The 21,566-nt window shown below is 69.2% G+C and carries 25 protein-coding genes, 2 tRNA genes and 1 riboswitch; of the genes, 12 read left to right on the top strand and 15 right to left on the bottom strand.

Annotated features, from left to right (window positions below; translation table 11 throughout):
• Positions 1-9 precede the first annotated feature (9 nt).
• From BLW00_RS14510 to BLW00_RS14500, 3 genes are read left to right on the top strand one after another with little or no spacing between them, the layout of a single operon-like run.
• The gene (locus BLW00_RS14510) at positions 10-999 is read left to right on the top strand and encodes a mechanosensitive ion channel family protein (RefSeq protein ID WP_092555367.1); all 990 of its coding nucleotides are present in this window, start codon (positions 10-12) and stop codon (positions 997-999) included.
• Positions 1,000-1,023: 24 nt separating this feature from the next.
• Entirely contained in the window at positions 1,024-1,407 is a 384-nt protein-coding gene (locus BLW00_RS14505; protein ID WP_092556134.1) for a globin, read from the top strand.
• A 46-nt stretch (positions 1,408-1,453) separates the two neighbouring features.
• A complete protein-coding gene (locus tag BLW00_RS14500; RefSeq protein ID WP_092555365.1) occupies positions 1,454-3,097 on the top strand; it encodes an FAD-binding dehydrogenase in 1,644 nt (547 codons plus the stop codon).
• A 245-nt stretch (positions 3,098-3,342) separates the two neighbouring features.
• On the opposite strand, the gene BLW00_RS14495 is transcribed toward BLW00_RS14500, so the two are convergent.
• On the bottom strand, positions 3,343-4,026 hold the full coding sequence (locus tag BLW00_RS14495) for a hypothetical protein (protein ID WP_092555363.1): 684 nt from the start codon (positions 4,024-4,026) through the stop codon (positions 3,343-3,345).
• 79 nt (positions 4,027-4,105) lie between these two features.
• Here BLW00_RS14495 and BLW00_RS14490 point away from each other — a divergent pair, with 79 nt between their 5' ends.
• The gene (locus tag BLW00_RS14490; protein WP_092555361.1) at positions 4,106-4,978 is read left to right on the top strand and encodes an acyl-CoA thioesterase; all 873 of its coding nucleotides are present in this window, start codon (positions 4,106-4,108) and stop codon (positions 4,976-4,978) included.
• Positions 4,979-4,984: 6 nt separating this feature from the next.
• Here the strand turns inward: BLW00_RS14490 and BLW00_RS14485 are convergent, their stop codons facing one another.
• From BLW00_RS14485 to msrA, 5 genes are all read right to left on the bottom strand, one after another.
• Entirely contained in the window at positions 4,985-5,467 is a 483-nt protein-coding gene (locus BLW00_RS14485; RefSeq protein ID WP_092555360.1) for an acyl-CoA thioesterase, read from the bottom strand.
• A 20-nt stretch (positions 5,468-5,487) separates the two neighbouring features.
• A complete protein-coding gene (gene ettA, locus BLW00_RS14480; protein ID WP_092555358.1) occupies positions 5,488-7,170 on the bottom strand; it encodes an energy-dependent translational throttle protein EttA in 1,683 nt (560 codons plus the stop codon).
• Positions 7,171-7,172: 2 nt separating this feature from the next.
• Positions 7,173-7,709 carry a DUF6993 domain-containing protein gene (locus tag BLW00_RS14475; protein WP_245741598.1) on the bottom strand — a complete coding sequence of 179 codons (537 nt, stop codon included), beginning with the start codon at positions 7,707-7,709 and terminating at the stop codon, positions 7,173-7,175.
• Positions 7,710-7,845: 136 nt separating this feature from the next.
• Positions 7,846-8,466, bottom strand: coding sequence for a single-stranded DNA-binding protein (locus tag BLW00_RS14470; protein ID WP_092555356.1), 621 nt, complete (start codon positions 8,464-8,466; stop codon positions 7,846-7,848).
• Between the two features lie 133 nt (positions 8,467-8,599).
• On the bottom strand, positions 8,600-9,127 hold the full coding sequence (gene msrA / locus BLW00_RS14465; protein WP_092555354.1) for a peptide-methionine (S)-S-oxide reductase MsrA: 528 nt from the start codon (positions 9,125-9,127) through the stop codon (positions 8,600-8,602).
• Here msrA and BLW00_RS14460 point away from each other — a divergent pair.
• The 3 genes from BLW00_RS14460 (at position 9,126) to BLW00_RS14450 (ending at position 10,585) form a co-directional block, all read left to right on the top strand.
• A complete protein-coding gene (locus BLW00_RS14460) occupies positions 9,126-9,437 on the top strand; it encodes a hypothetical protein (protein ID WP_092555352.1) in 312 nt (103 codons plus the stop codon). The two genes, msrA and BLW00_RS14460, sit on opposite strands and share 2 nt — an antisense overlap.
• Positions 9,438-9,512: 75 nt before the next feature.
• A complete protein-coding gene (locus tag BLW00_RS14455) occupies positions 9,513-10,415 on the top strand; it encodes a hypothetical protein (RefSeq protein ID WP_092555350.1) in 903 nt (300 codons plus the stop codon).
• A 97-nt stretch (positions 10,416-10,512) separates the two neighbouring features.
• Positions 10,513-10,585, top strand: a tRNA-Arg gene (locus BLW00_RS14450).
• A 17-nt stretch (positions 10,586-10,602) separates the two neighbouring features.
• On the opposite strand, the gene BLW00_RS14445 is transcribed toward BLW00_RS14450, so the two are convergent.
• From BLW00_RS14445 to BLW00_RS14430, 4 genes are all read right to left on the bottom strand, one after another.
• Positions 10,603-11,379 carry an ABC transporter permease gene (locus tag BLW00_RS14445; protein ID WP_092555348.1) on the bottom strand — a complete coding sequence of 259 codons (777 nt, stop codon included), beginning with the start codon at positions 11,377-11,379 and terminating at the stop codon, positions 10,603-10,605.
• Positions 11,379-12,374, bottom strand: coding sequence for an ATP-binding cassette domain-containing protein (locus BLW00_RS14440; RefSeq protein ID WP_092555347.1), 996 nt, complete (start codon positions 12,372-12,374; stop codon positions 11,379-11,381). Before BLW00_RS14440 ends, BLW00_RS14445 begins: the two co-directional genes overlap by 1 nt.
• Before the next feature lie 229 nt (positions 12,375-12,603).
• A complete protein-coding gene (locus BLW00_RS14435) occupies positions 12,604-13,281 on the bottom strand; it encodes a PadR family transcriptional regulator (protein WP_092555345.1) in 678 nt (225 codons plus the stop codon).
• Positions 13,282-13,351: 70 nt separating this feature from the next.
• A complete protein-coding gene (locus tag BLW00_RS14430; protein ID WP_092555343.1) occupies positions 13,352-13,570 on the bottom strand; it encodes an SCO4848 family membrane protein in 219 nt (72 codons plus the stop codon).
• Between the two features lie 55 nt (positions 13,571-13,625).
• Here BLW00_RS14430 and orn point away from each other — a divergent pair, with 55 nt between their 5' ends.
• The 4 genes from orn (at position 13,626) to BLW00_RS14410 (ending at position 16,183) form a co-directional block, all read left to right on the top strand.
• Positions 13,626-14,246: an oligoribonuclease gene (gene orn / locus BLW00_RS14425; RefSeq protein WP_092555341.1), complete on the top strand. Its 621-nt coding sequence runs from the start codon at positions 13,626-13,628 to the stop codon at positions 14,244-14,246.
• A 48-nt stretch (positions 14,247-14,294) separates the two neighbouring features.
• A tRNA-His gene (locus tag BLW00_RS14420) sits at positions 14,295-14,370 on the top strand.
• 71 nt (positions 14,371-14,441) lie between these two features.
• Complete coding sequence (locus BLW00_RS14415; protein WP_175494290.1) at positions 14,442-14,792, top strand: metallopeptidase family protein; 351 nt, start codon at positions 14,442-14,444, stop codon at positions 14,790-14,792.
• Positions 14,793-14,905: 113 nt separating this feature from the next.
• Positions 14,906-16,183, top strand: a complete 1,278-nt coding sequence (locus tag BLW00_RS14410; protein ID WP_092555337.1) for a D-alanyl-D-alanine carboxypeptidase family protein — start codon at positions 14,906-14,908, stop codon at positions 16,181-16,183.
• Positions 16,184-16,189: 6 nt separating this feature from the next.
• Here BLW00_RS14410 and BLW00_RS14405 read toward each other — a convergent pair whose 3' ends face one another.
• Genes BLW00_RS14405 through BLW00_RS14390 form a run of 4 tightly spaced genes read right to left on the bottom strand, consistent with a single transcriptional unit; the run spans position 16,190 to position 19,810 of the window.
• A complete protein-coding gene (locus BLW00_RS14405) occupies positions 16,190-16,678 on the bottom strand; it encodes a nucleoside/nucleotide kinase family protein (RefSeq protein ID WP_092555335.1) in 489 nt (162 codons plus the stop codon).
• Between the two features lie 7 nt (positions 16,679-16,685).
• Positions 16,686-17,468, bottom strand: coding sequence for an energy-coupling factor transporter transmembrane component T family protein (locus BLW00_RS14400; protein WP_092555333.1), 783 nt, complete (start codon positions 17,466-17,468; stop codon positions 16,686-16,688).
• The gene (locus tag BLW00_RS23810; protein ID WP_092555331.1) at positions 17,465-19,195 is read right to left on the bottom strand and encodes an ABC transporter ATP-binding protein; all 1,731 of its coding nucleotides are present in this window, start codon (positions 19,193-19,195) and stop codon (positions 17,465-17,467) included. The genes BLW00_RS14400 and BLW00_RS23810 overlap by 4 nt, the downstream gene beginning before the upstream one ends.
• Positions 19,196-19,198: 3 nt before the next feature.
• Positions 19,199-19,810, bottom strand: a complete 612-nt coding sequence (locus tag BLW00_RS14390) for an ECF transporter S component (protein ID WP_092555329.1) — start codon at positions 19,808-19,810, stop codon at positions 19,199-19,201.
• An 80-nt stretch (positions 19,811-19,890) separates the two neighbouring features.
• Positions 19,891-20,001, bottom strand: a riboswitch (TPP riboswitch).
• Between the two features lie 145 nt (positions 20,002-20,146).
• Between BLW00_RS14390 and BLW00_RS14385 the strand changes: the two genes are divergently transcribed.
• Positions 20,147-21,070 carry a DUF559 domain-containing protein gene (locus BLW00_RS14385; RefSeq protein WP_175494289.1) on the top strand — a complete coding sequence of 308 codons (924 nt, stop codon included), beginning with the start codon at positions 20,147-20,149 and terminating at the stop codon, positions 21,068-21,070.
• Positions 21,071-21,147: 77 nt separating this feature from the next.
• On the opposite strand, the gene BLW00_RS14380 is transcribed toward BLW00_RS14385, so the two are convergent.
• On the bottom strand, positions 21,148-21,522 hold the full coding sequence (locus BLW00_RS14380; protein ID WP_092555325.1) for a hypothetical protein: 375 nt from the start codon (positions 21,520-21,522) through the stop codon (positions 21,148-21,150).
• Positions 21,523-21,566 lie beyond the last annotated feature (44 nt).

Genomic DNA, 21,566 nt, shown 5'->3' with positions numbered 1-21,566 from the left:
CGTCGGCATATGGACTGGAACACGATCTGGGCGAACGTCGGTTCGTTCCTCGAGACCTATAAGGTGCCCATCGGCATCCTGAGCATCATCCTCGGCGCCATCATCATCCGCGCCATCCTGTTGTTCTCGGTGAAACGCCTGGTGGAACAGGTGGTGTCGGGCGTCAAGAAGAAGCAGAACGTCACCGACACCCAGGCGCTGAACGCGTCGCCGCTCGCGGCCGTGCGGATCGTGCAGCGCACCCGCACCCTCGGCACGGTGCTCACCAACGTCATCAACGTGACCGTGGTGATCGTGTCGATCATCCTCATCGTCACCACGCTCGATCCGAACATCCTGGGCTCGCTGGCCCTGCTCACGGCCGCGCTCGGCGCCGGCCTCGGTTTCGGCGCGCAGAACATCGTGAAAGACGTGCTGAACGGCTTGTTCATGGTGTTCGAGGATCAGCTCGGCGTGGGTGACGTGGTCGACCTGGGGCCGGCCACGGGCGTGGTCGAGGCGGTCGGCATCCGCGTCACCCAGGTGCGCGACGTGAACGGCACGCTCTGGTTCGTGCGCAACGGCGAGATCCTGCGCGTCGGCAACATGTCGCAGGGCTGGGCGCGCGTCATCATCGATCTGGCCATCCCCTACGACGCCGATCTCGACACGGTGCAGGACAAGATCCTCGAGACCGCCGTCGCCATGTCGAACGAACCCAAGTGGCGTTCGCGCATCATCGAGAAGCCCGAGATCTGGGGGCTCGAGTCGATCTCGGCCGAGGCCCTGGTGATCCGCGTCGTGGTGAAGACCCGCACCTCGGCGAAAGACGACGTGGCGCGCGATCTGCGCATCCGCCTGAAGCGCGCACTCGACGAGCTCGACGTGACGCTTCCGTCGTTGAACACCGTCGTGCTCTCGGGCTTCGAGGGGGCGGCGAGCGTGAAGGGTGCGCGCCCGCCGCGCACCAAGCCGATCTCCACACAGGCGACCACGCCCGGTTCGAAGGGCCAGAATTAGATCGTGATCGAGATCTCCCCGAAAATGCCCGAGCACCCGTTCTACGAGCAGATCGGCGGGCACCCGACCTTCGTCGCGCTCGTGACGAAGTTCTACGAGGGCGTGGCGACCGATCCGGTGCTGAAGCCGATGTACCCGGCCGACGATTGGGATGGCGCGATCGAGCGCCTCACCCTCTTCCTCGAGCAGTACTGGGGCGGCCCCGGCACCTACAGCGAGCAGCGCGGGCATCCGCGACTCCGGATGCGCCACAACCCGTTCAAGGTGAACCCGGACGCGCGCGACCGCTGGCTCGCACACATGCAGGTGGCCGTGGACTCGATCGGGTTGTCGCCGCTCGACAGAGAAATCCTCTGGGGCTACCTCGAGCGCGCCGCGCATGCGATGGTGAATACTTTCGACGAGTAGCGCGCGGCCGCGCGTTGTGATTGACAGCTGACGACGAGGGGGTCGCATGCCGGACGTGATCGTGGTGGGGGCCGGGCTCGCCGGCCTGGTGGCGGCGTGCGAGGTGCTCGACGCGGGCAAGTCGGTGACCATCGTCGAGCAGGAACCCGCGGCCTCGCTCGGCGGGCAGGCCTGGTGGTCGTTCGGCGGCATCTTCCTGATCGACAGCCCCGAACAGCGCCGGATGCGCGTGCGCGACTCCCTCGAGCTCGCCCGCCAGGACTGGTTCGGCAGCGCGGGCTTCGACCGCCCCGAAGACGAGTGGCCCGAGAAGTGGGCCGAGGCCTACCTGCAGTTCGCGGCCGGCGAGAAGCGCGCCTGGCTGCACGAGCGCGGCGTGCGGTTCTTCCCTGTGGTGGGCTGGGCCGAGCGCGGCGGCTACACGGCGAACGGGCACGGCAACTCGGTGCCCCGGTTCCACATCACCTGGGGAACCGGGCCCGGCGTGCTCGCTCCGTTCATCGCGCGGTTCCGGGCGGGAGTCGACGACGGACGGGCGAGCATCCTGCACCGCCACCGGGTGGACGACCTGGTGACGTCGGACGGCGCCGTGACCGGTGTGCGCGGCGCCGTTCTCGCGCCCAGCACGGCCGCCCGGGGTGAATCGAGCTCACGGGAGGTGGTCGGCGACTTCGAGCTGGCGGCCGGAGCCGTCATCGTGACCAGCGGCGGCATCGGCGGCAACCACGAGCTGGTGCGGGCGTCGTGGCCGAAGCGGCTCGGCGCTCCCCCGGCCACGATGCTTTCCGGGGTTCCCGAGCATGTCGACGGCCGGATGCTCGCCATCAGCGAGCGCGCCGGCGCCCGTCTCGTGAACACCGACCGGATGTGGCACTACACCGAGGGCATCAGGAACTACGACCCGGTGTGGCCGCTGCACGGCATCCGCATCCTCCCGGGGCCGTCATCGCTCTGGCTCGATGCGACGGGCGCGCGGCTGCCGGTGCCGCTGTTCCCGGGCTTCGACACGCTCGGCACGCTGGAGCACATCCTCGGCACCGGCTACGACTACAGCTGGTTCGTGCTCACGCAGGCGATCATCGAGAAGGAGTTCGCCCTCTCGGGCAGCGAGCAGAATCCCGACCTCACCGGCAAAGACCTGCGGTTGCTGGCGCAGCGCATCCGTCCGGGCGCTCCCGGACCGGTGGAGGCCTTCAAGTCGCGCGGCGCCGACTTCGTGGTGGCCGAGACCTTGCCCGAGCTGCTGCACGGCATGGCGCGACTCGAGCCGTCCGGCCCGTTGGACCCGGCGCGGGTGACCCGCGAGGTGTTCGCTCGCGACCGCGAGATCGCCAACACCTTCACGAAGGATGCGCAGATCACCGCCGTGCGCGGCGCCCGCCGCTACCTCGGAGACAAGCTGATCCGGGCTGCGAAGCCGCACCGGCTGCTCGATCCGAAAGCCGGTCCGCTGATCGCCGTGAAGCTGCACATCCTCACCCGCAAGAGCCTCGGTGGTCTGTCCACCGACCTCGACGGGCGGGTGCTCGACGCCTCCGGCTCCCCCGTGGCCGGACTCTACGCGGCCGGCGAGGTAAGCGGATTCGGCGGTGGGGGCATGCACGGCTACCGGGCCCTGGAGGGGACGTTCTTGGGTGGCTGCCTGTTCTCGGGCCGTCAGGCGGGCCGGGCGGTAGCGCGGGTGGTGTGAGCGGGGGCGGCGAGACGCCAAAACACGCCGTAACGCGCCAAAGTGTTGCGGCGTGTTTTGGCTAATGAGTGTCGGAAAGGGAGACGAAGGCCGCGGGCCTCTCTTAGACGACCCAGAGTGAGCGCGAGGCCGCGAAGCGACCTCACGCGAACATGTCGCCTCGCGCCGCAGCAGCGGCGGCGCGAGCAAGAAGGGCCCGCCCAGCCGAAGGCCGGGCGAGCCCGGGAGGGGCGAAGCGGTACCCTCTAGCGCCTGACCAAAACAAGGACGTGACCGCGCCGCAACGTGAGGCGGAGCCACGGCCCCGCGACGAAGACGCGCACGTCTTCGTCGTCCCGACGAACGAAACCCAGGCTCACGGCGCAGAAGGCCGCGCCGGCCGGGATGCGCGGGCGCAGCTCCGGCAGCTCCTCCTCGGCGAGGTCACGGCCCCAGACCTCGGACCGCACGCGGTGCACGAGTTGCTCGCCGGTGTCGGCGGGCACGGCGGCCGCGACCTCGGCGATGCCCGTGCGCGCGACCGATTCGAGCAGATTCGAGGGCAGCGTTCCGGCCGGCTCCCAGCCACCGCGCGGCGGACTGATCCCGGCCCAGGCGACGCCGGTCGCCGGGGGCGGCAACGGCACGTCGATCGGGCCCGACTCCGAATTGCTCACCAACGAGAGCTGAGCCAGCCGATCCAGGAGCGCACGGATGGAGACCACGACGTCGAAGGCATCCGGACTCCCCAGAGCGAAGGTGCGGAGCCCCAGCACCGTCGGTGTGGAATCGAGCAGACCCTTGGGGGTGAGCACGGCGGTGTAGGCGGCGAGGACGCCGAGTCCGCCGATCAGCCGGACCGAGCCGTCCTCGACCCGCGCGGCGCGGCCGAGGAAGACCTTGAGGTCGCCGAGCGACGCGGCGTCGATGAGCGTGAAGAACTGGACCATCTCTGCTGTCTAAACTACTTCACAGTGCACGGGAACGAGTCTCGTCACGACGCCGCGTCCTGAACTCTTCGGAGGAACCATGTCCGACGCCCTCTCCGGCTTCCTGACCACCCTCGATCTCGCCGACACCGGCGCGCGAACCGAGGAGGACATCTTCACCGGCCCCTCGCAGTCGATGCCGAACGGCCGCGTCTTCGGCGGCCAAGTGCTCGCCCAGTCGGTGATCGCGGCCGTGCGCACCGTCGAGCCCAGCCGCGTGGTGCATTCGCTGCACGGATACTTCCTGCGGCCCGGCGATTCCGCCCTGCCGATCACCTTCGCCGTCGACCGCATCCATGACGGCCGGTCGTTCTCCACCCGGCGCACGCAGGCCTACCAGAACGGCGTGCCGATCCTGTCGGCGATCTTCTCGTTCCAGACCGAGGATGCCGGCATCGAGCACCAGGTCGAGATGCCCACCGATCTGCCCGAGCCCGAAGAGCTGCCGAGCGCCACCGAGGTGCTCTCGAAGATCGACCACCCGATCGCCCGCACCTGGGCCCGGGAGCGTGCCTTCGACATGCGCCACGTGCCCTCGCCGATCTACCTCTCGGTGGAGGGCGAGCACATCGCCCATCAGGCCGTGTGGATCAAGGCGCTCGGCCGGCTCCCCGACGACCCGAACCTGCACCGCGCCGCCCTGGCCTATGCGAGCGACTACGCCATCCTGGAGCCGGTGATGCGGCGGCACGGCATCGCCTGGGGCCGGCCCGACCTCAAGATGGCGAGCCTCGACCACGCGATGTGGTGGCACCGTTTCGCGCGCGCCGACGAGTGGCTGCTCTACACGCAGAACTCGCCGAGCGCCGGTGGCGGCCGCGGATTCGCCCTCGGCAGCATCTACGACCGCGGTGGCCGACTGATCGCCTCCGTCGCCCAGGAGGGCATGCTGCGCGTCGCCGACGCCGACTGACGGGCGTCAGCCGCGGCGGCGGAACGTGAGCGGTTCGTCGAGGTAGGGCTCCCAGGCCTCGCGCTCGTGCGGCAGGATGCGTCGGGGCCGCTCGGTGTCGGCGTCGACCAGCACGAGCGTGGTCGAGGCCTTCACGTAGGTGACCTGTGGCGGAGTGGCCAGAGGGCTCTTGATCTCGTAGTAGACGTCGAGGCTGGCCCCGCCCAGATGCCCGATCCAGAGTTCGACGTCGATCGGCTGCCGGATGTAAGGCATCGACCGCACGTACTCGATCTCCTGGCGCGAGATGACGCTCTTCGTGCGCGTGGTGGGGCTGGCGTCGATGACCGCCGTCGTCCATTCCGCTTGCGTCGGGTCGGCGAGATCGCCGTCGACCCAGAAGGCGAAGACACGTGCCTCCTCGAGGATCTTCAGCATCGAGGCATTGTTGACGTGTCCGTAGGCATCGAGGTCGCTCCAGCGGAGCTGGATCGGTACGTGCAGTCGCATGGCTCAGCGGGCGGCGCGCACTAGTCGCGCGTGAGCTTCCGATAGGCGGAGCGGTGAGGCTTCGCGGCATCGGGCCCGAGGCGCTCGATCTTGTTCTCCTCGTAGGCCTCGAAGTTGCCCTCGAACCAGTACCAGTTCGCCGGGTCGTCCTCGGTGCCCTCGTAGGCGAGGATGTGCGTGGCGATGCGGTCGAGGAACCACCGGTCGTGGGTGATGACCACGGCGCATCCGGGGAACTCCAGGAGCGCGTTCTCCAGGCTGCCGAGGGTCTCGACGTCGAGGTCGTTGGTGGGCTCGTCGAGCAGGAGCAGGTTGCCGCCCTGCTTCAGCGTGAGGGCGAGGTTCAGGCGGTTGCGCTCACCGCCGGAGAGCACGCCGGCGCGCTTCTGCTGGTCGGGGCCCTTGAATCCGAAGGTCGACACGTAGGCGCGCGAAGGGATCTCGGTCTTGCCGACCTGGATGTAGTCCTGGCCGTCGGAGACGACCTCCCAGAGCGACTTCTGCGGGTCGATGCCACCACGACTCTGGTCGACGTAGGAGATGTCGACCGTCTCACCGATCTTGAGGTCGCCGCCGTCGAGCGGCTCGAGGCCCACGATCGTCTTGAAGAGCGTGGTCTTGCCGACGCCGTTCGGGCCGATGACGCCGACGATGCCGTTGCGCGGCAAGGTGAAGGAGAGGTCGTCGATCAGCACGCGTTCGCCGAAGGCCTTGTGCAGCTTCTTGGCGTCGATGACCTGGGAGCCGAGGCGCGGGCCCACGGGGATCACGATCTCCTCGAAGTCGAGCTTGCGGGTGCGCTCGGCCTCGGTGGCCATCTCTTCGTAGCGGGCGAGACGGGCCTTCGACTTGGCCTGGCGGCCCTTCGCGTTGCTGCGCACCCAGTCGAGCTCCTCGGAGAGACGCTTGGCGAGCTTCGCGTCTTTCTTGCCCTGCACTTCGAGGCGCTCGCGCTTCTTCTCGAGGTAGGTGGAGTAGTTGCCCTCGTAGGGGTAGAGGCGACCGCGGTCGACCTCGGCGATCCACTCGGCGACGTGGTCGAGGAAGTACCGATCGTGGGTCACGGCGAGCACGGCGCCGGGGTACTTCGACAGGTGCTGCTCGAGCCAGGCGACGCTCTCGGCGTCGAGGTGGTTGGTGGGCTCGTCGAGCAGCAGCAGGTCGGGCTTCTGCAGCAGCAGCTTGCAGAGCGCGACGCGGCGCTTCTCACCGCCCGAGAGGTTCGCGACCGTGGCGTCGCCCGGGGGCGTGCGCAACGCATCCATGGCCTGCTCGAGCTGCGAGTCGAGATCCCACGCGTCGGCTGCGTCGATCTCCTCCTGCAGGGTGCCCATCTCGGCGAGCAGGGTGTCGAAGTCGGCGTCGGGCTCGGCCATCTCGGCACTGATCTCGTTGAAGCGGTCGATCTTGCCCTTGATCGGGCCGACGCCTTCCTGCACGTTCTCGAGCACGGTCTTCGACTCGTCGAGCTCGGGCTCCTGCATCAGGATGCCGACCGTGTAACCCGGCGTGAGCTTGGCCTCGCCGTTCGACGGGGTGTCGAGACCGGCCATGATCTTGAGGATCGTGGACTTTCCGGCGCCGTTCGGGCCGACCACACCGATCTTCGCCCCCGGAAGGAACGCCATCGTGACGTCGTCGAGGATCAGCTTGTCGCCCACCGCTTTGCGGGCGCGCACCATCGAGTAAATGTATTCGGCCATGCCTACCAGTCTATGGCGCGGGTCTGACCCACCAGGCACGCTCCCGTGCCGAGCTCCGGGGCCACGACGCTCGTGTACTGACCCTGCCCGTACTGCCCGATCAGACAGTCGTCGCCCCAGTGCACCGAGAACTGGATGGAGTCGGCCGCGACTCCCACGGTCGTGGTGTCGGCGGTGACCTGCATCGCCGTGATGTCGAATCCGTTGGTGCGCAGATTGCTCGTGAAATCGACGCCGCCGGCGGCGGGATTGCTCGCGATGAGGGCCTGGTTGACGGAATCGAAGAAGGCCTGGTTGTCGGCCGCCGAACCGCCGGGGTTCAGCTGGCCGGCCACCGCGGTGGGTGTGCCGGTGGCGTTCGACGTCGCGCTGGTGCTCGGCGCCGGGGTTCCGGAACCTGACGGAGCCGGAGCACCGCCGGTGCACGCCGCCAGCAGCAACGACAGACCCACCGGGATCACGGCCAGCGCCGCCGCACGACGGGGGCGCCCCTGCCCGGTCTGGCGGCCGGGTGCGGTCGCGCCTCGTTTCGTGTGCATCGCTCGCAGTGTCCTCTCGTTCGCGGTGCCCCATGCCACGGCCCGTAGGCCGTGCACGAGTTTATGCGGTCGCGGCGCGTTCCGGCTGTGAGACTCCCGCCCCGCGCCCCGCCGGCCGCACCCGACGACTCCGTGATCAGAACGGCAGGAGCAGTCCACCGGGCTCCGCCTTGACGTCGGCCTCGGTGTCTTCGGCAGCCGCGGTTTCTGCCGCGGCCGCCGAATCTTCTGCGGCCGCGTCTGCACCCGGCGACCCGGACGATCCGGCACTGGCATCCGGACCTCCTCCTCCCGAGAGCGGTGGCGCCCAGCCCACCTGAGCGAGCCCCGGCCCGCTCGGCGTCTCGGGAGGAATGAATCCGCCGCCCGGAGTCGCGGCCGCGTCACCCGACGAACCGGCAAAGACGGTCTTCGTGTACGCCGAGGTGCCCCAACTGAGATCGTGCCCCGCCGCCTCGGCCTCCAGTTCGATCGTGGTGCCAGATTTGTCGCCGTTCTCCCACGCACGCACGCGCAGCCGCCCCGTGACCACAACGTGCTGGCCCCGCTCGACGGAGCCGACGACGTTGAGGGCGAGCTGACGGAAGGTGGTGACCGTGTACCAGTTCGTCTCGGCGTCGACCCATTTCTTCTGCTCCCGGTCGAAGCGGCGCTGACCGGAGGCGAGCCGGAAGCTCGTGATGTCGAGCCCCGAATTCGTGGTGATGTGCCGGGGCGACGTGGCGACGACTCCGGTGAGGGTCAAGTGGTCGGGCATCCTGTACTCCTTGTGGATCGGTGGTCTGTGGTCGTTGTGACCACCCGATTGTGTGCCGGGAGCGCCGATGACGAACGGCCGAGGCCTGCATCTGTGTACAGGGCCTCGGCCGTCGGAGATTGTGGTGGAGAGGTCAGGCCGCCTTGATGTAGCTCGCGTAGGCCTTGCGCACCTTCGAGACCTTCGGCAGCGCGACGGCCATGCAGTACCCCTGGCCCGGGTTCTTCGCGAAGAAGTCCTGGTGGTAATCCTCGGCGCGGTAGAACTCGCCGAGCGGCTCGAGTGTCGTCACGATCCCGCCGTCCCACAGCTCGCCGGCCCGTACGAGCGCCGCCTCGAACAGCACCTTCTGCTCCTCGCCCTGGTAGAACATGGCCGATCGGTATTGCGTGCCGATGTCGTTGCCCTGACGGTTCAGCTGCCGCGGATCGTGCAGGGTGAAGAAGACGTCGAGGATGATGTCGGCCGGGATCACGGCCGGATCGAAGCGCACCTCGACCGCTTCGGCGTGACCGGTGGTGCCGGTGCACACCAGTTCGTAGCTGGGGTTCGGGACGGTGCCGCCGGTGTAGCCCGAGACGACGTCGTCGACACCCTCGAGGGTGCGGTAGACCGCGTCGAGGCACCAGAAGCAGCCTCCTGCGAGAACGAAGGTTTCCATGGCCCGATTCTACGTCGGGCCGGATGCGTCGTGTCGGCGTGCCGCCGCCGCCGCCGATGTCGGTGGCTGGTTCTACCGTCGCACCATGACCACCACGACACCGATCCTGAACGGCCCGCACCTCCGTCGCGTCCGCGACGACGGGTACTGGCGCGTCACCGCCCCGTCCGGCATCCTCCTCGGCTACGTCGAAGAGGTCGAGGTGGATGGCCGCCCGCGCTACCGCGCCACGCGACTCCACCCGCCGCTGCGTCTGGTGGGCATCGGCGAGTTCGCCGCTCTCGATGAGGCGACCGAGTGCCTGCGATGACGATCGTGACACCAGTTCGGGCGACACCGGCTCGTCGCCGCAGACATCTGAAACCCGCGAGGTAGTGTGCGGCTCATGGAATGGTGGAATGCATTCGTCCGGTGGCTGACTTCTCCCACGGGAGAGTTCGTCGTCTCCGACATCGTCTTGCCCGCGCTCGCGATCATCGTGGCCGGGCTGCTCGCCGCGTGGATCGCGCACGGCTCCGTCAAGCGCCTGCTCGCCAAGCACGACCGCGAGCTCAAGATCTCTGCCATCGCCTCGCTCATCGACGCCGCCGAGCAGGCCTCGGTGTGGAATTCGCTCACGCCGCAGGAGCAGATCCTCTCCGACCGCGCCACCGGCCAGGCCGACATCCAGGTGCGCCTGCTGCCGATCAAGGGAGCGGATGTCGCGGCCAACTGGGCCGCGCACGCCCTCGCCGAGATGAAGCGCGAGTCGGCCACCTTCGGCTACCAGGTCGAGCCGGCGGTGTTCGAGTTCCGCGACCGCCTGATCGAGTGGCAGCAGCGTCCGGGCCGCGCGAAGCGGGTCTTCCAGAGCGACCTGGAGCGCTGGGCCGCCGAAGACGCGTCGACGCAGCGCGAACTGCTCGCGCAGCAGGATGCATGGGTGGCGCAGCAGCACCACTCGCAGTACGCGGGCACCGAAGCCCTGAGCGGTGCGTCGACGACATCGGCCCCGTCTCCGGCCGCGGAGCCCGTGAGCTACGGATCCGGCGCCTCGAGCTACGCCTCGCCCTCCTTCGGCTCCGGAGCGTCGACCGCGGTCATCGCTCCCGCAGCTCCGTTGCCGCCCACGCACGAACCGCGGCCGACGGTGCAGCAGGTGGCATCGGGCAACGGCACCCGCGGGGTCGTCGCGGGGGCGCAGGCACCGCTCACCGACCTGGAGTACACGGTCGACCCTGAAGAGGCGCGCGCGGCGGGCGAGATCCCGCCGCCGGTGCACGCGTTCCCACCGCGCGCCACCGACTAGGCCCACCTCGTGCGACCGTGCGGTCCGACCGATTGTGACCGAACAGGCCCTGTGAGCTACAGGGGCTCCCGCCGTCGCGTAGTACGCTTTCGGGGTCGCCCCTGTAGCTCAGTGGATAGAGCACCGGCCTTCTAATCCGTTTGTCGCTGGTTCGAATCCAGCCAGGGGCACCCGACCGGTGGCATCGTCACGCACTCCGCTGGTAGCTGCGGAAGGCCCGTGTCGCCAGCCACGCCATCACCACGGCGAGAGCGGCCAGCAGCCCGAGGTGCAGCCCGATCGACGCCCAGTCCGGCGCATCCGACAGCGCCGAGCGACCCACGATCACCGCCCATTCGAACGGGTTGAAGCGCGCGACATCCTGAACCCACTGCGGCGACAGCGCGGTGTTCATGATGGCCGAACTGAGGAACATCAGCGGAAACGAGATCAGCTGCGAGATGCCGATCAGCGCCGTCTGCTGACGGGCCAGCAGCGCGATCGCGTTGGAGAACGCGGCGAACACGGCCGTCAAGAGCACCACAGCCACCAGTAGCACGACGACGCCGAGCGCTCCCCCGGCGAACCGGGCGCCCGCGAGCCAGGCGATGAGCAAGACGAGCAGCGACTGCACCACCGCGAGCACGCCCTGGTAGACGATCGTCGACACGATCAGCGCGCCCCGACTGGTGGGCGAGGTGAGGAATCGGTCCATCACGCCGCGATCCATGTCCTGGATGTAGACGGTGCCCGCCCAGGCACTGCCGAACAACGCCATCATCATCACGATGCCGGGCGTGAGGAACTCGAGATAGGTTCCGGCCGCACCGAACCCGGGGATCTCGATCACCGATCTGAACAACTGCCCGAACAGCAGCAGCCAGATGACCGGCTGGATGAGGTTCATCACGAGGAAGGCCGGCATGCGCCAGAAGGCGCGCAGCTGGCGACCGGTGAGGTATGCCGTGTGGCTGAGGAAAGTCATCACAGTTCCTCTCCCTGGGCGCGGGCGAAGGTGCGCCCGGTGTGGCTGAGGTAGACGTCGTCGAGGCTCGGCCGTGCGACGGTGGCAGAGGCGACGCGGATGCCCGCCTCCTCCAGCAGGGCCAGAGCGAGCGGCAGCGCGCTCGCTCCCACGTCGGCTCGCGCCCGCAGCACGGTGCCGGAGGCGGCGACCTCGCGGAGAACGTCGAGGCGCCCGATCGAGGCCAGAGCCGCCGGCGCATCCGCCTCGTGACTCAGTTCGACCACCACGGCATCGCCGCGCAACTCGTTCTTCAATTCCTCCGGCGTTCCGGATGCGACGACCCGGCCGTGATCGACGATCGCCAGTCGCGAGGCCAGCCGGTCGGCCTCCTCGAGGTAGTGCGTGGTGAGCAGCACGGTCATCCGCTCCTCGGCCGACATCCGCTCGATCTCGGCCCACATGTCGGCACGCGCCTCCGGATCGAGGCCGGTGGTGGGCTCGTCGAGGAAGAGCACCGCCGGGCGGTGCATCAAGCCGATCGCCACGTCGAGCTTGCGCGCCATCCCGCCCGAGTACGTCTTGACGAGGCGGTCGCCCGCCTCGTCAAGCGAGAAGCGCTGCAGCAGCTCGCGAGCGCGCGCCTTGGCGTCTGCACCCGCCATCCCCTGCAGCCGGCCGGCGAGCACGAGGTTCTCGCGCCCGGTGTCCATCGGGTCGGAGACCTGCTTCTGGGCCACGAACCCGATCCTGTGCCGCACCTGGTCGGGCCGCGCGGCGACGTCGATTCCGGCCACGAAGGCGCGGCCCGAATCGGCCCGCGACAGGGTGGACAGGATCTTCACGGTGGTGGATTTTCCCGCCCCGTTCGGTCCGAGCAGACCGAAGACCGTTCCTTCGGCCGCTTCGAAACTGAGACCCCCGAGAGCGGCGACGGAGGGTTTGCCCCGCCCGCCGCGATAGGTCTTGGTGAGCGCGGAGGCCGCGAGGGCCGGCGCGCCGGTGGTGTTCGCCATGGTGTTCTCCTTCTGGTGAGGAGTCGCCCGGCCGGCACCCGGCCCGCAGGATCGCGGGATCGGGCAGAGACCGACGCGCAGGGGCCCTGTGCACATGAGTACGATGGCGAAGAGCCTCGAGGCAGCTGTTGACGCAGGTCCGGAAACGGACGACTCGGGTTCAGGCGGTTCGGATGTTGGCGCATCCGGACCGCCGTTTCATGGGGGGCGATGCCTTGTGGCGATGCCCTTACTCGTGTGTGCCGGTGGCCGCCTCCCCCGGGAGGTGAGGCGCGAGGAGCGCTTGCACCTCGTCGGCCGGCCGGCCCTGCGCGAGCAGCTCGTGCATCCGGGCCCACACGTCTTGGCCGCCGACCTCGCCCTTGTCGAGGCGGTCGGCGAGAGCGGCGATGAAGTCGCGTTCGGCGCGCAGCAGCGCGAGCTTGTAGTCGAACTCGACGGTGAAGATCTCGGGCAGACCCGCGACGCCCGGAGACTCTGCCAGGCGACCGCGCTCATCGAGGTCGGCGGTGAGTGATTCGGCCCGGGTGCGCAGCAGCCCGGCGACCTCCTGCGGCGGAAGGATCGCCATCAGCGACAGCCCCGCCTCGATCGACGGGTACTCCTTCGCCGGCCGCTCCAGCAGGTCGCGCAGCCAGTCGGTGGTCTCGACGCGGCCGGCAGCGGTGATTTCGTAGACCGTGCGCTCCGGACGGTTGCCCTCGCGCTCGAACCGGGCCTCCTCGATGAAGCCGTGCTTCTCGAGCGACTTGATGACCGCGTAGAGCGATCCGAAATTCAATCGGATGCTGTCTTCCTTGCCCCGCTCGCGCAGGGTGGTGGTGATCTCGTAGGGGTACATCGGCCGCTCCCACAGGCACGAGAGAACGGCCAGGGCGAGCGGGTTGGCAATGGCCCGACGCGACATACTCACCTCCAAATACTTTACTCAGAGTATTCGGTGGCGATCTCCGCCGCAAGCGATTCGGGAAAACCCGCTACGGGTTGACGAGCGCGACGATTCCGACGACCGCCGAGATCACCGCGATGAGCAGCGAGATGCCGATCAGCACCGCGTGCACGATGAGGAAAGGAGTGGGCTTGCCGGACGCGTCACGAGCGCGTTCGTCGCGGTTCACCCGCTTGAAGAACTGCGGCCACACGATGGCGTTCCAGGCGGCGTTGACGAAGAGGAGGATGGCGAGTGTCGTGATCATCGGCGCCAGTCTACGAGGGCCCCGCACTGTCCGAGGCCGCCGCTAGACTCGCCTCATGAGCTCTTCCTCAGACCGTCTCGTCTGGATCGACTGCGAGATGACCGGGTTGGACCTCGAGGTCGACGAGCTGGTCGAGGTGGCGGTGGTCATCACCGACTTCGACCTCGCGCTGGTCGACCCGGGCTTCAGCATCGTCATCAAACCCGATGATTCGGCATTGGCGAACATGAATGATTTCGTCACGAAGATGCACGAGACGAGCGGCCTCGCCGAGGAGATCCCGAACGGGGTGAGCCTCGCGGATGCCGAGTACCAGGTGCTCGAATACATCCTGAAGTTCGTTCCCACCCCCCAGCAGGCGCCGCTCGCGGGCAACACGATCGGCACCGACCGGTCGTTCCTGGCGAAATTCATGCCGCGGGTCGACGGGCATCTGCACTACCGCAGCATCGATGTCTCCTCCATCAAGGAACTCTCGCGCCGCTGGTTCCCCCGGATCTACTTCAACGCCCCCGAGAAGGCGGGCGGGCACCGTGCCCTCGCCGACATCCTGGAGTCGATCCGCGAGCTCGAGTACTACCGCAAAGCGGTGTTCATCTCCGAGCCCGGGCCCACCTCCACCGAGCTGAAAACCATCTCGGCCGACGTGGTGCGCGAATTCGGTTCGCGGATGTAATAGAATCTTCTATCGTTGCCACGCAATCGCGGTTGCGAGGTGAACATGGTGGATATAGCTCAGTTGGTAGAGCGCTGGCTTGTGGTGCCGGATGTCGCGGGTTCGAGTCCCGTTATTCACCCCATGGAGTGCGATGGCCCGGGTTTTCCCCGGGCCATCGTCGTCTCACGGAACGACAGGCGCGACAGGATGCTCATGGTCGAGATGGATGCGGAAGCCTTCGAAGAACTCGTCGGCGACGAACTCGATCACCTGCCCGACGACATGATGGACGGCCTCGACAACGTGGTGTTCGTGGTGGAAGACCGCCCGGAAGACGGGTCGCTGGATCTGCTCGGCCTCTACGACGGCGTCGCGCTCACCGAGCGCGGGCAGTACGGCTTCGGCGAGATGCCCGACCGCATCACGGTCTTCCGCGAGCCCCTGCTGGCGGTCTGCGCGGATGTCGACGAACTGCGCGATCAGGTGCACGTCACGCTGGTGCACGAGATCGCGCACTACTACGGCATCGACGACGAGAAGCTGCACGAGCTCGGCTGGGGCTGAAGGCGCCGTCCGCGCCCCGCGCCACCGCCGGAGGCGCGTTGTCGGCGGATGCACAGCAACTCGCAACCGAGTCGATACCCAGGAGGGTATGGTCGCGCCCGTAGCCTGGACGCATGGCAACTTCGGTCGGGCGCAAGGCGGTGCGCGCCGTCGTCGTCGTGCTCGGCGTGTTCGTGATCCTCGCGCTCGGGCTGTACGGCCCCGCGACGCTGGTCGGCCCCCTCCCGCCGGCAAACGCATCCGTCGACGAGACCGTGAGCGGCGCGGCGACCTCGGTGACCCCCACCATGCCCACCACGGGGGCGAGCGCGATCGTGGCCGACGTCGCGACTCCGGTGATCGCCTCGGCCGGCCTCACCGACGCGGTGCCGATGGGCGGATCGGCGAAGATCATCACCGCCCTCGTAGTGCTCGCGGCGAAACCGCTCGCCGCCGGCAGTCAGGGGCCTACGATCACGGTGTCGAAGGCCGATGCCGACGGCTACCAGAAATACGTCGCCGAGAGCGCCCGCACGGTGGCGGTGGCCCAGGGTGAGAACTGGACGCAGCGCGAGATGATGGAGGCGATGCTGCTCGGGTCGAGCAACAACCACGCCGACACGCTGGCCCGCTGGGCCTATGGCTCGATCGACGCCTATCTCGAGGCCGCCCAGGCCTGGCTCACCGCACGGGGCCTCACCGGCATCACCGTGGTCGATGCCACCGGGCTCGACGAGAACGACGTCGGCACCGCATCCGATCTCGCACGAGTGAGCGCGTTCGCCTTCTCCGAGGCCTCGATCTCGGAGATCATGGCCTCCGACGCCGACGACATCACGCTGCCGGGCAACCGGCGGGTCGACAACCTCGCGGCCTATCTGCCCGACCTCGGCTACACCGGCGTCTCGCGCAGCTACACCGACCAGGCCGGCATCTGCTACCTCTTCGCCCTGGCCGTGCCGGTGGCAGGGGCATCCGGGGCCGCGGCGACCGAAGCGACCGTCTACGGAGCATTCATCCGCGAGCCCGACTGGGACACCCTCGATGCCGACCTCGAAGCCCTCGCCGGCTCCGCGGCGGGCACGATCACGCAGACCGACGTGGTGACCGAAGGGCAGGCGTTCGTGACCTACACGACGCCCTGGGGCGAGACGGCCCACGGCGTGGCGATGGCCACGGAGTCGCGGATGCTCTGGGACGCCTCGGCCCTGCAATACAGCGTCGACGCGAAGCCGCTCAGCACCGGCGCCCAGGGCGAGCAGGTCGGCAGCGTCACGGTCACCACGCCCGACGGCGACGTCAACGTGCTGCTCGAACTCGACCGGCGCATCGGCGACCCGGGGCCGCTGTGGCGGCTGACGAATCCGGTGCCCGTGATCTCGGCATTCATCGAGTCGCGCACGCAGCACTGACCCGGCTCAGGTCGGCACGATCATCGTGGCGAGCTCGCGAGGGCTCTCTCGGCGCACGAAGAGCTGCCACTGGGCGTCCCAGCGGTCCCATTCCCGCAGGTAGCGTTCACCGTCACGGGCGATCGCGCGCGCCTTGCGGGTCTCGTCGTCGGTCTCGACCCAGATCGTGAGGTCGGCAAGGGCGGCGTTGCGCCGGGTGAGCGCGCCGCAGCCTTCGACGATGAGCGGATGCGACGGATCGACCCCACGCCACTCGGCCGGTTCGCCCGTGGTCCAGTCGTAGCGCTGCCAGCCCGCGGAGCGGCCTTCCCGCAACGGCTCGAGGAGGTGCTGCCGGATGTGCTCGCTCGCGGCGTCAAGGCCGTCCCAGCCGGGATAGACGTCGTCGAGGTGCACGACGACCGGCACGTCGGCGCCGACCCAGCGGTCGCGCATCCGGAGCGCGAGGTCGGTCTTGCCGGAGCCGCTCGGGCCGTCGATGAGGATCACGGTCATGAGGCGCTCATCCGATGATGAGGTTGAACGAGCCGGTCGCGACGGCGACGGCGATGGCGACCGCGCCGATGACGGCGCCGGCGACCACGAGGAGCCACTCGCGTGCGCCGAACGGCGACGGGCGGGCCCAGGTTCGCACCGTCGAGCCCCCGAATCCGCGCGCCTCCATGGCGGTGGCGAGCTTGCTGCCGCGCCGGATCGAGAGGACGAGGAGGGCGAAGGCCTGGCCGGCGAATCGGCGGACGCGGCCCGAATCGCCGAGGCCGCGGGCGCGGCGGGCGAGTTCGAGCTGGCGCCAGTCCTGCAGGAAGAGGCCGATCAGGCGCATCCCGGCCAGCGCACCGAGCACGAAGCGACTGGGCAGGTGCCAGACCTGGGCCAGGCCGTCGGCGAGATCGGTGGGGTCGATCGTGGCGAAGAGCACCACCGCCGGCAGACCGATCGCGAGGATGCGCAGCACCGTCGCGACGGCCAGGGAGATCGATCCGTCGCTGATCTCCATCAGCCAGAACTGCCAGTAGACCTGACCCGACGTCACGCCGTAGAGGAGGGTGGTCAGCCCGGCCAGGGGTGCGGCGATCCAGATCGCGAAGGTGCGGCGGAAGAAAGCGCGCGGCCCGAGGCCCGCCCAGACGAAGAGCACGCTTTCGAGCGCGAGCGCGACGGCCGCGGAGACCCAGTCGATGGTGACGAGCAGGATCGCGCTCAGCAGGAGCGAGGCGGCGAGTTTCGCCACGGGGTTGATCGAGTGGATGCGCTGGGTGCCGCGGGGCGGGGCGAGGACGGTCATGGGCGCACCGCCCCAGCGGGCTCGGTGGTGGCGGGGAGTTCGGCCCCCACCACGATCTCCTGATCGGCCAGGGCATCGACGAAGGCGCGGTCGTGGGTCACGGCGACGACGGCGGTGCCCCGGGCGAGTTGCTCGGCGAGAAGGCGCACGAGTTCGGCCCAGGTGCGGGAGTCCTGTCCGAAGGTCGGCTCGTCGAGCACGAGGATGCGCGGCCGGGCCACCAGGGCCGACGCGACCGACAGGCGTCGCTTCTCACCGCCCGAGAGCGTGTAGGGGTTGGCGCTGAGCAATCCGTCGAGACGGAGGCGGCCCGCCACCTCCGCGATGCGTTCCTCGATCTCCTCGGCGGACAGCTTCAAGGCCTTGAGCGAGATCTCGAGTTCGGCGCGCACACTTCCGGTGACGAACTGGTGCTCGGGGTCCTGGAACACCATCCCGATGCGGGTGAGCAACTCGCGCGAGCGCCACGCCATCGGCGAGGTGTCGGGCGACGACGCGCCGCGGCGACGACGGCCACTGGGACGGATGCCGGCGGCCAGCTCGGCCGACGCTTCAAGGACGCCTCCGGCCGGCGGGATGAGGCCGGCCAGGGTGAGCGCGAGGGTCGTCTTGCCGGCGCCGTTCGGCCCGGTGACGGCGGTCGCCTGCCCGGCGCGCAGCTCGAGACCGATCCCGCGGGCGACCGTCGTGCCCTCGACGCGCGCGACGTCGAGCCCACGGGCGGTGAGGAGCACGCCGCCGCGCTGATCCGCCGCTGGAGAGGCCGTCTCGGCGCCGAGAGCCGCGCGCACCGCACGAGTACTCTGACTGGACCCCGACTCGTCCCCGCGAGCGTCCGCCCGTTCCGCGGTGCCGCGGATGCGGCGATCCGCGCCGGCGACCGGCTCCGCCATTCCGTGGTGCGGGCGCGGCGCGTGCGTCGGCCGCGCCGGGCGACCGCCGAGCGGGTCGCGTCCCGGCACCCAGACTCCGCTGCGGGCGAGCTCGTCGCCCTGCTCTCCCAGCACGGTCGCGGGGTCGCCGTCGGCGAGCACTCCGCCGCCGGGCACCAGCACGACGACGCGGTCGACGACGTCGAGCCAGATGTCGACGCGGTGCTCGATCACCACGAATGTGGCCGCGGATTCGCGCACGACTGCGGCCACCGCATCCCGCACCTCCACGACGCCCTCGGGGTCGAGGTTCGCGGTGGGCTCGTCGAGCAGCAGCACCCCGGGCTGCATCGCGACCACACCCGCGAGCGCCACGCGCTGCTTCTGCCCGCCGGAGAGGTCGGAGGTGGGATGGTCGAGCGACAGGTCGAGCCCCACGTCGCCCAATGCCCGGCCGACCCGCTGCCAGATCTCCGGGCGCGGCACGCCGAGGTTCTCGCATCCGAACGCCACGTCGTCGCCCACACGGGCGAGCACGATCTGCGAATCGGGGTCCTGCATGACCAGTCCCGCTCGACCGCGGGTGTGGCGGGGATCGAGGCCGGCGACCTCGAGCGTGCCCTCTTCCTCCCCCTCGTCGGCCCCGCCGAGCACACCCGCGAACGCCTGGACGAGCGTCGATTTGCCGGCTCCGGATGCGCCGAGCAGCAGCACGCGCTCGCCCGGCTCGATCACCAGGTCGAGTCCGCGAACCGCCCACGACGAACGCCCTGCGTGCCGCCACCCCCAGCCCGCGGCGCGGAGGCCGGCGGGAGGGGGTGGTGCCGGCGTCGCCGGGTCGTGCCTCCGCGGCATCCGCTACGCCCTCGCCGTCACCTCGCGCCCGGAGGCGAAGCGGTTGAGCGCGCCGGTGCGGGCGAGCGCGCGCACCACCACCCACGACAGCAAGCCCGCGATCACGGCGCCGCCGATGGCGCCGCACACGACGTAGATGGTCTTGAAGTCCATGCCGTTACCGGCATACCAGAGGATCGAGTCGTTGATCCCCATGGCGAGGCCGGCGCCGGCGCCCGCGAGGATCGCGACGTAGACGCGGTAGTTCGCGTAGAGGAAGATCGCGAACACGATCTCGGCGCCGAGCCCTTGCACGATGCCGGAGACGAGCGTCAGCACTCCCCACTGGGTGCCGACGAGCGCCGAGACCACGGCGGCGACGAGCTCGGTGAAGACGGCGGCGCCGGGCTTGCGGATGATGAGACCGCCGAGCACGCCCGCGAACAGCCAGAAGCCGTAGACGAGCGACTGCGCACCGGGGAGGAGGGCCTCGAGAGGTGCGCTGACGGGGGTGTAGGTGAGGTTCCAGACCCAGAAGATGAGTCCGGAGGCGACGCCGATGACGCTGGCGACGACGATGTCGACGACCCGCCACCGGTAGGTGGTGCGGGTGCGGGATGCGGTTGTGGTGTGCACTGTACGTGCCCTTTCATTCAGTGGAAGGGGCACGGGTGGCTCGGGCGTAGGTGCTGTCCGCTCCGCGGACAGCCACCACGCCGAAACCCTGAGATGCCTCCCTGCGCTGGCATGATCCAGATCAGGTTCGACGGTCGAAGGTTGAGAACCTTCCTCTCAGCCCGGCTCACCGGACTCCCGTGTGCCCCCAGTATAGGCCCGCCCGTCCCCGCGCGACTCGTCCCGAACTGGGCAGAAATCGCCGAACGTGCCCAGTTAGGGACGAGTCGCACGACTCCGGGAGGGCGGAGCTGGGGATAACTCAGGATGGAGGCGCAGGCACGGGAGGATGGGTGGGTGCCCCGCAGAGATCCGCTTCCCGAGCCTCTGCGACGCGCGCCGTTCGCGCTGGCGCAGGCGCTCGCCCTCGGCGTGGGAACGGACCGGTTGCGCGGCGGCGACCTGGTACGTCCGTTCCGCGGTGTGCGCGTCGCCCGAGGCGGCCCGCCGTCCCTTGTCCGGCACTGCCATGCATACGCACGGCGGATGCGCGACGTCGAGTTCTTCTCGCACCTCACCGCAGCGGAGTTGTGGGGCGTGCCGCTGCCGACCGAGTGGTGTGATGGCGCTGACCTTCACGTCTCCACGGTCGGCCCACGACGTGCGGCCAAGGCTCGCGGCGTCATCGGGCATCAGATCTTCGACGAGCGCCTCGTGATTGCAACGCGGTACGGGCTGCCCCTCTCCGACGCCGCCACGACGTGGTGTCACCTGGCGGGTTCCCTGTCGGACGACGATCTCGTGGCGGCCGGTGACCATCTCGTACTCACCCCGGCAAGACAGGTGCCTCGCGACCCTCGCCCCTACTGCGCGCTCGAAGAACTGACAGAACGAGTTGCAGCATTCCGGGGACGCGGCAGTGTGCGCGCCCGGCGAGTCATCGCGCAGGTGCGCGACGGGGCCGAATCACGGCGGGAGACCCTGCTGCGATTGCGCCTGCTCGCCGACGGGCTACCCGAACCCGAGATCGGCGTCAACGTGTTCGACGCATCGGGAACGTGGATCGCCCGCGTCGACATGATCTACCCCGCGTGGAAGGTGCTCGTCGAGTACGACGGCGACCAACACAGAACGAGCACCGCTCAGTACGAACGCGACATCCGTCGCCTCGACGACCTGCGCGAGGCGGGCCATCGCGTCGTGCGCATCCGGAACTCCACCCTCGCGGTTGCACCCCGCCTCGTGGGCCACGCCCTCCGCGCTGCTGGCGCACCCGTGTGACTCGTCCCTAACTGGTCAAGAAGACGCGAAACTGCCCACTTAGGGACGAGTGAGATGGGCTTGGCGGGAGGGGGAGGTTACTTCTTGAGGGCGCGGATGATGCGGGAGAGCGACCAGCCGGCCGTGACGATGACGGGGATGGAGACCGCGAGGAGGGAGACGAGGTTGGGCTGGAACTCGGCCGCGCCATCGCGCGTGACGTAGGCGCCGATCGGGATCGAGACACCACCGCCGCCGAATCCCTCGCCGTTCGCGTCGCCCGCACCCAGCTTGTCGGATGACGCCACCGTCGCCCCGGGCGAGGATGCGGTGCCGTTGCCGCCACCGAAACCCGACCACACGAGCGCAACGGGAACGATGGTCGCCCCGTCGATCGTGACCGGATCGCCGTAGGCGGCTCCGACTCCGATGGTGCGGGTCGCGTCGGTGAGAGTCTCCACAAGGTTGGCCATGTGCCAACGCTACCGCGATCGCCCTCGACGGGATAGGTCCCGGA

Origin of the sequence: Herbiconiux ginsengi, assembly GCF_900107435.1 — a bacterium.
GTDB classification, from domain to species: domain Bacteria; phylum Actinomycetota; class Actinomycetes; order Actinomycetales; family Microbacteriaceae; genus Herbiconiux; species Herbiconiux ginsengi.
The sequence above is the reverse complement of the archived record's forward strand: the minus strand, read 5'-3'. Positions and strand labels throughout refer to the sequence as shown.